General features: G+C 45.7%; 10 protein-coding genes. 3 read left to right on the top strand and 7 right to left on the bottom strand.

The window, feature by feature from the left end; translation table 11 throughout:
- Positions 1-353: 353 nt before the first annotated feature.
- The 5 genes from ACFQRK_RS09375 to ACFQRK_RS09355 all read right to left on the bottom strand — a co-directional run bounded on the left by ACFQRK_RS09375 (position 354) and on the right by ACFQRK_RS09355 (position 7,394).
- Positions 354-2,180: a hypothetical protein gene (locus ACFQRK_RS09375; RefSeq protein WP_379005877.1), complete on the bottom strand. Its 1,827-nt coding sequence runs from the start codon at positions 2,178-2,180 to the stop codon at positions 354-356.
- Between the two features lie 42 nt (positions 2,181-2,222).
- The gene (locus ACFQRK_RS09370; protein WP_379005875.1) at positions 2,223-2,675 is read right to left on the bottom strand and encodes a hypothetical protein; all 453 of its coding nucleotides are present in this window, start codon (positions 2,673-2,675) and stop codon (positions 2,223-2,225) included.
- A gap of 144 nt (positions 2,676-2,819) precedes the next feature.
- Entirely contained in the window at positions 2,820-6,308 is a 3,489-nt protein-coding gene (locus ACFQRK_RS09365; RefSeq protein ID WP_379005874.1) for a hypothetical protein, read from the bottom strand.
- Between the two features lie 144 nt (positions 6,309-6,452).
- Positions 6,453-6,773 (bottom strand): hypothetical protein, encoded by a 321-nt coding sequence (locus ACFQRK_RS09360; protein WP_379005872.1) that lies wholly within the window; start codon positions 6,771-6,773, stop codon positions 6,453-6,455.
- A gap of 108 nt (positions 6,774-6,881) precedes the next feature.
- Positions 6,882-7,394 (bottom strand): helix-turn-helix domain-containing protein, encoded by a 513-nt coding sequence (locus tag ACFQRK_RS09355; protein WP_379005870.1) that lies wholly within the window; start codon positions 7,392-7,394, stop codon positions 6,882-6,884.
- Positions 7,395-7,954: 560 nt separating this feature from the next.
- Between ACFQRK_RS09355 and ACFQRK_RS09350 the strand changes: the two genes are divergently transcribed.
- From ACFQRK_RS09350 to ACFQRK_RS09340, 3 genes are read left to right on the top strand one after another with little or no spacing between them, the layout of a single operon-like run.
- Positions 7,955-9,163 carry a TlpA disulfide reductase family protein gene (locus ACFQRK_RS09350; protein WP_379005868.1) on the top strand — a complete coding sequence of 403 codons (1,209 nt, stop codon included), beginning with the start codon at positions 7,955-7,957 and terminating at the stop codon, positions 9,161-9,163.
- Between the two features lie 17 nt (positions 9,164-9,180).
- Complete coding sequence (locus ACFQRK_RS09345) at positions 9,181-12,387, top strand: SusC/RagA family TonB-linked outer membrane protein (RefSeq protein ID WP_379005867.1); 3,207 nt, start codon at positions 9,181-9,183, stop codon at positions 12,385-12,387.
- Between the two features lie 24 nt (positions 12,388-12,411).
- On the top strand, positions 12,412-13,788 hold the full coding sequence (locus tag ACFQRK_RS09340) for a RagB/SusD family nutrient uptake outer membrane protein (RefSeq protein ID WP_379005865.1): 1,377 nt from the start codon (positions 12,412-12,414) through the stop codon (positions 13,786-13,788).
- A gap of 55 nt (positions 13,789-13,843) precedes the next feature.
- Here ACFQRK_RS09340 and ACFQRK_RS09335 read toward each other — a convergent pair whose 3' ends face one another.
- On the bottom strand, positions 13,844-14,242 hold the full coding sequence (locus ACFQRK_RS09335; RefSeq protein WP_379005863.1) for a hypothetical protein: 399 nt from the start codon (positions 14,240-14,242) through the stop codon (positions 13,844-13,846).
- A complete protein-coding gene (locus tag ACFQRK_RS09330) occupies positions 14,239-14,940 on the bottom strand; it encodes a MauE/DoxX family redox-associated membrane protein (RefSeq protein ID WP_379005861.1) in 702 nt (233 codons plus the stop codon). The genes ACFQRK_RS09335 and ACFQRK_RS09330 overlap by 4 nt, the downstream gene beginning before the upstream one ends.
- Between the last annotated feature and the right edge of the window lie 12 nt (positions 14,941-14,952).

The following is a 14,952-nucleotide window of genomic DNA, read 5'->3' as shown; positions in this document are numbered from 1 at the left end:
GGTGAATAACACCGAAGCAGCCTGCAATCATTCTGCACTAGTTGTTGCCGAAGTTGTGTAGGTATTGTTGCCGATTATTGTGTACTCTTATTTGCCAAAAGTTGTGTATTCTTATTTACCGATTACAGGCGGATAGTAGTATAACTCCATACCAAAGAATTGGCTATGCTTGTACTTTGCCCCGGAATCGGTGGTGCATATTGGAGCGGAATAGTGGTGGACTTTTGGCGCGGAATATCCAGAATATAATAACCTTCAAACTTTTGACGATTTGATGCGTCCATTTTTTAGAAAGCCAATTATTTTTTTCTATGGACACGATTATGCGAACGTCAGTAGGTTACTATCAAAAGTCAAAGGCTTTGGATTAACATTCGAACTTCGAAAATCTGATGCTTCAATAGTTCCCTACTTCCTTCATTGCGAATTAGCTTTTCAGTCAGGGTAGCTCGTAGACGATAAAGGAATGATCTTATATTTCTCGCATTGTAAGAAACGGGACGGTAATTTTTGATTGTGGAAAAATGCAGACCCCAGAAAATATAAGGGCTTGGTTCTTCTGCAAACTGATGCTTGCCCGCCTTGTGAAAAGCTAGTATCAAATTATTATTGAAAACTTCATCATAGAAAGCCATTGCAAATGCCGTGGCAATATCGGTATTGATCGAAGTTAGGGTGCCGATATACCCTCTGCAGCCGGAAGCTAGGAACGCGGACGCTACTTCCCTCCATGACCAGCATGTATTATTAAAGACAAGTGGGTAAACCCCGTCTAAACTCACCTGATCAAAAACCGCTAGATAGTTGAAGTCATGACACTTGATGTGTTTTGAATTTCGTACCCTTTCGACTTCATGCAATCGTTGTACCTTTTTGCGGTGACCTGCTTCACGAATCTTGTCTACCATCAACGCATAAAGCTCGCGAGGATAGTCCATATCCCTAAGTTCTTTGCATTTCCAGCCCATACCATTCAACTTTCTAAAGTACCAAAGAATTTTAACTCCATGAGAATCATAATACGGATTTATAGGTATGCTAACTACTTCGTCGTATTCAACGGTATGTTTATCCCCATCTTTATCAAAGAAATCCACCTTGCAGTACCTTCCATTTACATCTCCGCCATGGCTACATATATGTAGCAGGTCGAACGGGAAGTGGCCAATTGTGGTCGATAGATTGTATACGCTAGCCTCATCGTTTAAAAATGCCTTGACGTAAAAATTTTCAAACTCCAGTAGTGAAATCAGAGAACGGGTTTCTTCGTCCTTGAAATACCCCGGGGAAAAAACTACCGCGCCTCCTATGCATCCTGTTTTCTCATATAGCAGTCCGTTAAGAATAAAAAAATCTGGTCTATGTTGCAAATTCACATACGAAATCGGACACTCCAACTGCAAGACTGAATAAGGAAGACCACGGGTAAAGAATGTGACAAAAGCTGACTTATTGAGGATTTGAGGGTCAATTCTGGCGGTTATTTTTGTACAGATATCTTCATATGCCCCCGTAACGCCACTTTCCCAATCTTCTATCAAATGTGAAATCGACTCATCTTCTTCTTTTTCTAATCCATCGACCAGCAGAATGTCCGCTTCAATACTGCAAGCATAATTGATGCTTACGACTATATCGGCGTCTAAATAATCTTCTATGACCACTGAACCAAAGCCACTTTTGCCAATATCAAGCTCAAAGTTGTGGGAACCGATCCTTAGTGTGTTGTTGTTTTTGAGGGCTACAAGTAAGCCTTCATTTGATTGTTCAATACCGCATTCGATGTGGCCGTCCTTCAATGCAGCGAATCCCCCTAGATAATTTTCGATTTCATCGGCTTCATCGATTTCATAAACATTGTAGTGATGCAAGTATCCCAAATAAGACTTCTGCTCGCTTGTAAGACCCAATAAAATTAAATTTTCGCAACCACCTATTTCTATCAGTGCATTGTTGGAAAACACTCCGAATTCATGTGCTCTACGTCGTTGTATCGCAAAGATATCAGGGGAATCGACAGGGCTATCCTTAAAAACGGCAACATCCCTAAAAGTAAGGATAGGCAGATACTTTCCAGGTAAAAATAAATATGACAATGCAACGGCTAATAAATCCCGTCGTTCGAAATTTGCGATAATTGCAAAATCGTTGCGTAAAATCGGAGGCAAGAATTCAGGCATTGGGGAAACAACTGGTTTATAAATTTTTGAATTGAAAAGGTATCATTTGGGTTTATAACTACTTTCACTAAATTCACGATACGCTTGAAAGTTGTCAAAATAAGTACATAAAGCACTATACTCTGTAAATTTGTCTTCGGCCTTTCGCCACGCGTCTTTCTCCCGCTCATATTTTTCCGGTGTACCATCAGTCTGTTCCAAATCTGTGGGGGGACGTTGCAGTAAATGGCCATATTCATGGAGTAACGACCAAATAACTTCAAGGGGTTCCGTTCGGTTTGAAATGCCAATGTATAATCGGAAGTTTCGATTTTCATGGTTATTTAATGTTTGCTCAAGTCTTGACTTTTCCAGATTAGCATCAACTACAATTGCGGTGTCCTTCTGATAAAACAACTCAAGCAGGTCATCCAAGATATTCATATATTTTGATGAACCTGGAACCTTATCCGAGACTTGTCTTAAGTTGTTTTTCTTATTTATTAAGTAGTTCATATAATATTAATAACTATAATTTTCGACTTGGGAAGCGCAAAAAGCTATTCCTAAAAAGGTTGCGAGCGAAGCAAGATTTCTTTTTATAGAAATACCATTGAAACCTTCTCATACTAAAGTTCTCATTGTGCGCACAAAGACAAATTAAATACCTTCATTATCATCGTCGCCAATATCATCGTCAACTACATGGAAAAGTTCATGAATTAGATCTTCCTTTTCTTTTTTAGAAATTACGTCGCTATTCGAAATTATTGCCTCCCATGATTGTTTTGTGAAACCAGCTTTTCTAAGTTGTGATGCATATTTACCGAGAAAGCCAACAAAAAAAACCACATCGGCACCTTCCAACAAGGCAACTGTTTCTTCTTTGATTGGAATATCTCTATTTTCCAGTATGTAATTTCTCCTTTCATTATCCTTTAAAGCAATCAGGATATCGACCAACCTTGTCGGATCGGGTAAAATCGTTAACAGCTTTTGGAAGGAAAGCAGTTCAAGTTCTTCCTTAACGAGAATTGCCAAGAGCAAGTCGGTCAGCTCATGCCATTCGCTTTGATCTAGATTGGTAACCAAAAAACTTTTGGCTTTCGTGACTTTCGGTGAATTGAATAGACCTATTAAGTTTTCATCAATCCCATTGATTTTAAAGTAATACAGGTAGTTCCGCCAATTCAATGCAAATCCTTCAACGGCGAATACTAAGGCAAGAAATTCGTCTTTGACGTCAGACAGTTTTGTGATGGATAGTTTTTGTTTTGAAACAAATTTCTTCTTTGCATCGTCGCCGACATCTGGATGGTTAACGAAATGCAAGATAGTCTCTTCCGATTCAGAGGTATTATTGGAAAGGGCTAAAGATACGTTTTCCAAATACAGTTGAGGATGGTCGTTAATATAATTAACTAAGTTCTGAAGGTCGAGGTCTTTGATGGTAGTATAATTTCCCTTGTCAGCGCGCAGCAAATTATCTTCTCTTTCCCCGGGATTCGATGCCGCGATAATCTGTTCAACCATTCGAGGATTCATCGCATAAAAATTGTTGCTATAAAGGTGATTCCAAACGCTGTTATCCACATCGGGCAGATCTGTAAGGTTTTCGAATTGGATACCCAATTTTTCGATAACACATTGCAAAGCACTAAATTTATCTGCTTCAAATACAAGACCAATTCTTTTGATTCCGACAAGCCATTTTTTCAGGCTGCCGGATTTATTCAAAACCGCGACTTGCTCCACATTAAGATCATAAGCAATTGTTTTAAAAAAAGAAGCCAATTCTTCTTCCGGTCTACCAGCTAAATCGTCCCAAAAAGTGTCTTTTTGCTTGGCCAAATCAGCGATTAATGGCGAATAATCCTGTTCTCCCTTAAACCCGTCGAATAGGCTAAGGTGCTTATTGTCTGAATTTATTAACTTAACCACCTTGTAGTACTGCTTTAGAAACGATTTCCGATTTTTAGTTAGTTCTTTGACCAACTGTGGGTGAAGAATTGGTGGTCTGTCGTAGTGTTCGAGCCCTAGCTTTTTCAATAGATATCCGGTGTTGTCGAGTTGTGTCGGCTTCTCGGTACTTCCTCCCGAAAATAAATACCGTAAAAAAACATTATCTCTCTCCGATACTCCGTCTGAATGAAAATAAGCTAAATAGCTGTGCATCGAATCATCCAAATGACCACTTATAATCAAGTGTTTCAGCAAAGGAGAGGAATTATCGATTGCCTTTAGTATTTTTAGATTGTCGTCCGGAAGATTTTTGCCAACGATACTTTCCATGGAACCTCCTGTATACCCTAATACTTTCAAAATCGATTTTAGAGGAATAACCTCAAGGTCCATTATCTGGCGATCCAATGCGTCAATTCTATCTTTGATAGAATCGATCTCGTATTTTTGAGCAATCAACGATTTTCTCGTATAATATTGGTTCGGTTTTCCAAATCTTGAATCAAGCTCATCGACGTGAATGGATACCTGCCCTCCGCCTTTTGCGTCGTAATAATGTTTGCTCAAATAATATTTATCAAAGTTGGCCGGATTTATCAGGTCATCCAAGTTTACTTGCTGATTATAAACTCGTACTACCTTATTATTGTTTACGGATAAGAGGTTTAATGCCCTACTAATATAAATGCGGTTCAACTCCTCAACATCTGTTAACATCTCTTTCTTGAGGCTTGCAAGTTTCTCTGTCAATGTCTTCTTTTCTTCCTCCAGTTTTTCCCTGCTTTTGGGTAAGAGTACCGGCCTCAGATTTTGCAGTGCATATAAGCTACCATCTCTATTGTAAAACAAACTGAAGTCCAAAGGTTCAAGGTTTTTATAGACCATGACAGAAAAAAGCCTTCGCTTTTCTAATGCGTGGGGTAAAAGGTGCTTGTAAACCATGTATTCGTTGACGATATTCTTGACCTGTCTCATATCATTCAGGTAAGTGGAAACCTCCCAAATGAAGCTGGGGTCAAAATCTCCGATAAGATCTACGTCTGTTAGGATTTTGTTGATCTTAGCCTCTGAATTGTTATAAGAAATAATCGGGATTATAGGAATTATGACATCAAAAAACTTTGTCCTATCCCTGCTATCCTTGGTAAATAAATCGTCTTTTACCGCATAAATGAAACAGACTTTTCGCTTGTCGCCATCATCGTCCCCAACAATTGACGGATAATTGTTGATCGCTTTGTTCAGTGATCGCAGTCTTGTGAAGATCTCGATGTCGTTGAACCTATCGAGATCTTCTATAACCACGTATTTGTATTGCGTGCATTCAAAAAAATGCAATATCTCGTCTAAATGCCGATTGAAGATTGAACCCGAATTTCCGGAACTGAAATCTATATTGGCAAAGTTTGTTCCTAACCTACTTATCTTTATGTCTTTTACAGAGCCGAAAATGCTAAATAGCACTTTACTGACGTGATAGAGCAGGATAATAACTGCTACCAATTGGATAACAAAATAAAAAATCTTGAAATATTCGTAATCTGGATAATTAAAGGAATTAGGTTTAATGATAATTATCAAGCAAAGAAGGGAAATGAAAAGATCACGGATGGCGTTATGTCGCTTTTCTTTCGGGATTTTAGCGATGCGAAGGATACGAGACGAGGGGGTCCTATCCGGTGTCACATGATAAATCAATTGCTGTAATATCGCTTTCTCGATTTCTTGCCGTTCGTCTTCTCCACCTAAAACATATTCCTTTTCTTTTTTCGAATCCGCTGGTTCCCTGGTTTTCTTCGTTTCGGTCTTTTCGGACCTTTCTTGGTAAGGTTTAAATGTACCAAGGGATACATAGATGGTCTCCTTTTGGTATTCTTCCTGATTGAAAAAAGTCGAAATCACAAATGATTTTCCTGCACCATAGGGGCCGGAAATGGCGATATCAAAGACGGAATCGGCATTTAAGGCGTTTTTCAGCGCAAGATGATATATCTCTTTTTGATGTTTGTCATCCCACGAATTTTCATTTAACGCAATAATAGGAAGGATCTTTTTACTTATCGGCAAAATTTCTTCCGTAGGCATATTGTCCACTGGCTCGGAATCCCTCACTTTTTCAGAATCTTTATGAGCATCCATCATTAAAATTTTAGGTGTGGTAACAGGATAAGCAAGTAACTGACGCATAATAATTGATTGGTTGGCTGATCAGTTTCAGGCAAATCATAAACAAACAAGGATACAAAAAATTTGTGTCTGAAGAAAATCGGAGTATTGAAATTGGGCTATATAAAAGCTCGAGATTGGGTTGACGATTATTTTATTTGAATATCAGTCAGTTGTTCTCAAATTATCCAACTTGCCGATTTCTTGGTCAATGTTGAACATGATCATCGATATCGTGCTGTTTAAGAATTTTTCAGATACAGACTCGTCATAGCTTACTTCGGCATTTGGAATAGATTTATTAAACCATTTTTGTAGCAAAAGGTCTTCGTTATATTTTTCTGTGAATTTACTGCATGCAATTACTAAGTTGTCCCAAGCCTGTTGCTTTACCTGTTTGCTTTTTCCGTGTATAGCAAGCTGGTAATTTAAGCCCTCTTTTAATGATTCAAGGAATGTTTTTAAATTTAATAACTCTTCTTTCATTGTTTTGTTTGTTTAATTTTTTAGATATATTACATCGAGTTGTTCTCCATCAACCCCCAGTCTTTTCCTTGACTCCAAGTTCATAGAGAGGTGGGGTAAGGGGACTATTTACTTATTTCTTGAATATAAATTTGTGCCACCTTTCGTCGGGTGCGGTTCAATTTTAATCAAATCGGGCATGCGTTTTAAGGCATTGGTCAAAGAGTTGCCCCGTATTTTCCATCCGTAATTATCATCAACGAATTCCACAATTTTACCTCGCTCTTTAGGTGTATTTAAAACATCAGTTTTTAACACTCTGTATTTGATGATATAGGGAATGGATGGTGTGTCACTTAAAGTAACATAGATTTCAGGTGAGTTTTTATATCGTTGGAGCAGTTTTTCTCTTAGATTAGCAGGTGGTTTGAAACCTGGTTTGCTTAATTTGTCGAGCCCTATTGTGCTAAAAATGGCGATTTTATCTAGCGAAATCACTTTAATTGGTTTATTACCACTTTCAATATTTACTAATGTAGCTCTGGAAATGCCAGCCAATAAAGCAAAGTCTTTTTGAGATAGGCCAATCGCATCACGTATTTCAGTGACATTTTCACCTATTATCTTACTTGAACCGTCCATTGGGCAAATGGACAAACACAAATAGTGATATTTTGACTAATAAATTATTATTTTTGAAATAATTTATTATATTTGTATCGTTGTAAATCAGATAGGTGTGTAAATTATAGTTGTAAATAGATAACGATGAAATAAAGGTATTAATAGTCTTGCAACTCCATTCTCAGGCCAAGTGGCAAGGCAGCAGATATAATACCTCACGCTTTCAATGAAAAGTGCTATTTTTGCCTTTCATTGAGGTGTGGGGCTGCTGTTCACCCGGCGCGACTAAAGGCCTGAGAATCTTCTGGAGTTACGGGATGCAGTCCCACACTTTTTTGTGACCGTCCCATGCAAGGCTTGTTTATTCAACAAGCCAATGAAACCAGAGAACAGAACCATCGAATCTGAAGCCGTCCAGCCTATTCAAGATAGGAGGGATGATGGTCATTCGATTTCCAAAACTTGGGAGATTTCTACATCTAATCTCTTTAAAAGCATTGCGAAAAAACCCGTTTGATTGGGGGTAGGAAACCTGAATAATATTCATCTTTTCTTACACCTAAAAATCAAACAATAGAATGAAGCAAAATTTACATTTAATGGCCACGCTTTGGCCTTTGCTGAGACTGCGAGCCTTTTTCAACCGCCGTCTTGATTTGACCAAAATGCAAAGCCTTTCAGGTACAGGTACGTCTAAGGTTGAAGCCTATACGGAAGTACTCCGGCATACGAAAGGTGGCTGTGAGAATTCCCGGCCAACGCCGTGCCCCAGCCCACCTTCCCTTACCCTTCCTTCGGGTCCTATCCCCATGTGTCCCGCATATACTTCGGTAAAAAGCCCAAAAAGCGGCACTTTAGCGAAGGGTAAGCGGCTATATAGCGGGAGAAAGGCATATATGGAAGGATATGGAATGGGGTGGAACGCGTGCCCGTCAACCATTCGGGGTTGGTTCAAATATGCCGGGGCAATTGTTCTACCCTTGCTCAGCTGCGCTTCCGCATTTTCCCGAAGCATTGTCGAAGGTTTCTCGAAGCCCCGTCGAACAATTGTCGAAGCGCTGTCGAAGGATTGTCGAACAAGTCTCGAACAACAGTCGAACACCTGTCGAAGAAATTTTGAAGAATCATGTGTTTGGACCCATGCGATGGCTCCAGCCCGTAACGGGCTGGGCCTCGCTTTGGGATTGACGGTAACACTGTTTCTAACGATCATGTGTTTGGAAGCCCGTGCACAGCGCCCCGAATTTTCGGGGCCTGTGCCTCCGGGCATTGCTTTGGATAACCTCACGGCGCTGAAAATTGGAGACAGCATACCCGAAGGATTATGGCACTTGCCGCTACAGGTAGCGAATCACCCGGACAGAAAGGATACCATTACGCTCAATGACTACCGGGATAAAAAGCTGATCGTGCTGGACTTCTGGGCCACCTGGTGCAAGCCCTGCTTGCTCTCACTCGCCAAGCTGGACACCATACAAGCCACCCTTGACAAAGGCGACCTCGCCGTGCTGCCCGTATTGGTATACGACTACCCCAAAAATCTTCCCTCATTTGCCGAAAGGCGTGGCGGATGGCCTTGGGAGTGGCCCACGGTGGTAAACGATACACTCCTCAACAAGGTGGTGCTTGCCCGGTACCTCACCGGCTTCGGCACCGCTTGGATTGCTGACGGCAGATTACTGGCCGTACCGCATCCGAAAGCCATGACCCGCGGAAACATCCTGAAGGCCACACGCCGGGAGCCGCTTTCCATCCAGAACCTGACTGAATTACCGGTAACCAACTAATTCCTTAAACCATAACCATGAAATCAATCCTTATCGTTTTATTAGCAATTTCCATCGCAGCCAATGGCGCGATGGGCCAACAGACACTTCGAGGTACCGTTGTTTCGGCCGCCGATGGATCGCCACTGGTGGGCGCAAGCGTGCGATCAACGGTACGCGGAACTTCTACCATCTCCGATCATGCAGGGCAGTTTACACTAACGGTAGCCGTACCCATCGATACATTGCGCATTACGTACGTGGGCTACTTGTCCAAAGACACGGTATGCATCGCGGGGCAATCCACCGGTGAGATGAATATCAGGCTCGCCCCCGATGCATCCACACTGGAAGAGGTGGTTATCAACACCGGGTACTACGAAGTGCCCAGGGAACGGGCCACGGGTTCCTTCACCCATGTGGATAACGAACTGCTCAACCGGAGCGTCGGGCCGGATGTTCTCCAGCGTTTGGAAGGCATCGCGCCGGGCGTACAGTTTGTCAACGCGGGCGGTACCAAGCCATCGGATATCCGTATACGAGGGGTAGCCACCATTGAGTCAGACGAGACTCCGCTGATCGTGGTCGACAATTTTCCATATGAGCGTGACATTTCCACGATAAACCCCAATGATGTGGAAAGCATCACGGTACTGCGCGATGCGGCAGCGGCCAGCATATGGGGTGCGCGTGCAGGCAACGGCGTCATCGTGATCACCACCAAGCAGGGGCGGTATAACCAAAAGGCGCAGATTTCGTTCAACAGCAACTTCACGATGGGGGCGAAGCCTGATCTCTACTACAATCCGAACCGGCTGCCAAGTGCAACCGTCATGGAAATCGAAAAAGAGCTCTTCGGTCGCGACAATTATGCCGAGCAGCCGCAGACCGTTATTCCTGCCTATGCAGAGTTGCTTATCAAACAACGCGACGGATTGATCAGCGAAGCGGACTTTGCGCGTGAAGAAACGCTGCTGCGGCAAACGGATATCCGCGATGAGGCGCTTCGTTACCTGTACCACGGTGAGCGACACCAGCAATATGCACTCAACATCAGCGGTGGTAGCGACAATTACCGCTATTACCTCGCCACCGGCTATGACAAGAACAACGGCATCCTCGTGGGCAACGGTGCCGAACGCCTGAACATCAACCTGCAAAACACCTTCCGGCCGCGGAAAGGGCTGGAGGTAACCACCGGGGTTTGGTACACGCAACGGCAAACGGCAAATAACGGGATCAGCCTGTCAGACCTTGCTCCTGGCTCGGGGCAAACGGTGAATACCTACACCCGTTTGGCCGACGATCAGGGCAATGCGTTACCGATCCCCTACGAAAGGCGGCTGGCTTATTACGATGAAGCGACGGACCTCGGTTTGCTCGACTGGCATTTCCGCCCGCTTGACGACTTAGCCCACACCGATCGCGGAAGCCGCGATACGGAGTACCGCCTCAATGCCAACGTGCGATACAGCTTTCTGAACAGCTTTAGCGTTCAGGCTACCTATCAGTACGTGCGGCCAATGGGCAGAGATGAGACTTACTATGGGCCGGAGACGTACTACGTGCGTAACTTGGTGAACCGCTTTACGCAGGCAGACGGTACGCAGATCGTGCCTTATGGCGGTGTGCTGGAGGGAGGGCTTAACGGCTTGACTAACATCCATTCGGGCCGTATGCAAGTGAATTATAACCGTGAATTCGGTGGCTTGCACCGCGTGGCGGCATTGGCAGGCGGCGAAATCCGTCAGAGCGTCGGACAGACAAGCCCCGGATTCCGGATATACAACTACGACCGAGACCTGCTTACCGGCACGGCCAATTTCAATTACATGGAGTCGTATCCCACGAACCCTACAGGCAGCGCACGGCTCAGTGCGCCTTCGGTATCCATGGGCCATGTAACCGATCGGTTCCTCTCGTATTTCGGCAATGCGTCGTATACGTATCGCGACCGCTATACCCTCTCCGGCAGCCTGCGCTGGGATGGAAGCAATCTCTTCGGGGTAAAGACCAACCAGAAAGGGGTGCCGCTGTGGTCCATCGGCGGAAGCTGGGAGGCAAGCAAGGAGGCATTCTACAACATTGGCAACTGGCTGCCATACCTGCGGCTTCGGGCCACGTATGGCAGTGCGGGGAATGTGAATAAGCAGGTGAGTGTATTCCCAACAGTGAGCTATAGCTCCGATGCCATTACCGGTTTGCCCATAGCGCGGGTGCGCAACGTGGGTAATCCGTCGCTGCGGTGGGAGCAGGTCAATACGGTAAATGCGGCGGTGGATTTTGGGTTGTTCAACCGCCGGATACAGGGCAGCGTGGAGTATTACAACAAATATGCGAGCGATCTGATTGGGGAGGATTACATGGCGCCATCCACGGGTATCAATCCGTCATCTGGCTTGTCCAACAACATCAACTACGCCAACCTTCGGACGCAGGGATGGGATGTGCAGGTAACCAGCCGGAATTTCGTGGGCGCATTCACCTGGGAAACCACAGCGTTTTTCAGCAACGTGATGAATCGGATTACGCATTTCAATACGGAAGAGGTAACGGATATCATCACCTTTCTTCAGGGGGCGCCGCCGCCGGTGGTGGGTGTTTCCCGCGATGCGGTGTATGCCTTGCCCTGGTATGGGCTGGATCACGAAAGGGGAATTCCCCTGGTGCCGGTAGATGGAGAGATGGGATTCGATTACCGGGCGTACTACAATTCGTTTACACCGGAAGATTTGCCGGCTGTTGGCGTAACCGTGCCCGGGCAGTATGGGGCGGTGAGGAACACGTTCCGGTGGAAGGGATTGGAACTGAGTGCCAACATCCTTTGGAAATCGGGATACGTGTTCAGAAGGCAATCGATAGCGCCGGCCGCAGAGTATTTCGGAATGAGCACGATGTACCACATGGATTATTTCAGGCGGTGGCAAAAGCCAGGCGACGAGCGGCACACCGATGTACCCGTCGCGGCTGACAAATCGGATAATTACCTGTCAACGCTTTATACCTATTCCGAAGCGCTGATTTCCAAAGGCAACCACATACGGCTGCAGGATATTGGGATGAGCTACCGGATACCGGTGCACGCCGTGTCGAAATCGCCAATCCGAAGCATCCGGTGTTTCGGCTATGCTCGCAATCTGGGGATTCTTTGGAAAGCAGACAAAAACGGCCTGGATCCGGATTACGTAAATGCAGAATTCCCGGCGCCCAAAACGTTCTCCTTCGGTATACAAATGGAATTTTAATCAATCATGCTTAACTATCAGCTAATGAAACTATCAGCCAAATTATTCGTGTTTTCCGCCCTGGTGCTTCTGAGTGCCTGTGGCAGGGAGTTTCTGGAAATAAAACGGAGCCGCGGCCAGGTGGTACCTAATTCCGTCGCGGATTTTCAGGCGATTCTGGATCGATCGCAGGACATGAATCGCAGTTCGTCGCATGAACTAAGCGTGATCGGGGCGGATGAATATTATGTAGCGGACAACCAGTGGGAATCGTTGCGGGATCCGTATCAGAAGAACGGTTATACCTGGAATGCGGACGTGTATGAGCATCAGGACGTAGACGACTGGAACAGCGCGTATTTCCGGATATTGATTGCCAACATGGTACTGGAAGGTGCGGCTGGCATCGTGCCGTCAACGGCCGAGCGGGCTGCGTGGAATAACATACGGGGCAGTGCCCTGTTTTTCCGCGCCTGGAACCATTACCAGCTTGCGCAGCTTTTTTGTAGACCGTATGATTCGCAGACCGCCTCAACGGAAAAAGGAATTCCGCTCAGGCTGGAATCGGATGTAACGTTGAAAATTGGGCGTGGCTCGTTGGAAAGTGTTTACCGGCAGATCATCAGCGATCTTCACGAAGCGTCGGACCTGCTTCCGGTGGAACCGGCAAATAAAATGAGGCCCTCGAAACCCGCCGTTCTTGCCTTGCTGGCAAGGGTATTCCTGATGATGGGTGATTATGAACGGGCGGGTCAAACCGCAAACCGTTGCCTGGAGCTAACCGACGAGTTGGTCGATTTCAACGGGCTGGATCTGACGAATAATCAGTTGTTCTTGTTGGATTACGGGGCAACCAATCCGGAAATGCTGTTTTATAGCGTGATGGATAACATCACCATCACCAATACCAGCAGATTCCACGCCGATACGACGTTGCTATCGATGTATGACGTGGGTGATCTCCGGGCGCCCGGGTATTTCAGGGACGCCGGTGGGGGAAGGATGGTTTTCAAAGCGTCTTACGGGGGAAGTGTTACGTTTTTTACGGGAATGGCTACGGATGAGGTGTATCTGATTGCTTCAGAGTGCGGTGTACGGAACGGGAATACGACGGATGCTCTCCGCTATTTAAATGCCTTGCTGTCCAAGCGCTATGAGCCGTCGTTGTATCAACCGGTTGCCCTTACCGACTCGAATGAGTTGCTGAAGGTGATTCTTCGCGAAAGAAGGAAAGAACTGGTACTGCGCGGCGTCCGTTGGGAGGACCTCCGAAGGTTAAACAAAGATCCGGAACATGCAACCACCCTAACGCGGGTGGTAAATGGAGCGACTCATACGCTGGAACCTGGATCCCCGCGCTGGGTCTGGCCGATTCCGGATAAAGAAGTGGACATCGGTGACCTACCGCAGAACGAACGGTAAAGGAAAAGGGAGGGGAACGTGCGTACCCCTCCCTTGTATTGCCCAAATTGAAAGACTAGTTTTCTTCTTCGGGCTGCCGAGCTTCACCGTCAAGGGTGACCAACGCATCAGACTGCGCTTCCTGAACCGTAGCCGGCTTTTCCGGCTGGTTATTGGGATCGCTCGTATCAAACGATAATTCGACTGCGCACATGTATCCGTCGTTATCGTTTTGTGCACAGGCCGTCGTATCAGACGACGGAGGCGCGGATATCAGGTTTCCAATTTGCTGATTGGAGGGAATATCCGGGTCTGGCAACGAGGGGTTGATATGGGTTACCTCATACCATCCGTCCTCCGGAGCATCAAACCGTTCGGCAAACTTAAACGCCGAAAATCCGATAAATGTGGCGGCTAACGCCAGGGTGAAGAATTGGTCCTTGACCACCTTCACCGTTTTTTGTATAACTGTCATAATGTAAAGTTTAAAGGCATACCCGTTTTGCCTGCGATATGCATGCAGGGTTCCGTTTGCGATGGAGGCTGCCTGCTACAGGCTTCCTGCATCTGTGATCTGTGCTCCACGGCCCTGCGCCGGAATACGGCAAACTTGCGCGGGAAACGCATGTGTAGCATCGGCAAGCGGCAAAACCGGCGGATGCTGACAGCGCGTTGCCTGAAGAAAAGGCGTATGGGCCTGCGGTACGGACGACGCCGGGCAGCGTGGGCACGTGTAAACCAAATACCGAGAACAGAAAGAAGGAAAAAGACGGTATTGAACCACAGGTGGTTCTCCCAGCTTAAGCCGCTGATAACCGACCCGCAGCCGCAGGGGCGCTTTTCGTACCAGCCTAGTACGCCGAAAAGTATGAAGAGGGTGAAGCCGAGCATCAGCACACCCGAAAACCACATCCCTTGGTGATTGCGTCGCCGGTTTTTCCGCCAGGCAATCAGGACTGCGGCCAGCAGTTCCAGCAACGGCAACAACCAGAACAGGATACCGGCCCACCAGTCGGGGATCGGCTGCCGCAGCAGGACGCTGTGGAATCCTTTCAGATCCCACAGCTTATCCGCTGCTACCGGAACCCACAGCACTACCAAAGTTAAACGGACAATGAAAATCAAACCTTTTGTGATATGCCTTTTTGCGATATGTTTTCTATGCTTGTTCATATCACAAAGGAC

Source organism: Parapedobacter sp. GCM10030251 (genome assembly GCF_042666505.1).
GTDB lineage: Bacteria > Bacteroidota > Bacteroidia > Sphingobacteriales > Sphingobacteriaceae > Parapedobacter.
Note: the sequence above shows the minus strand (reverse complement) of the source record. Positions and strands in the feature narration are given on the sequence as shown.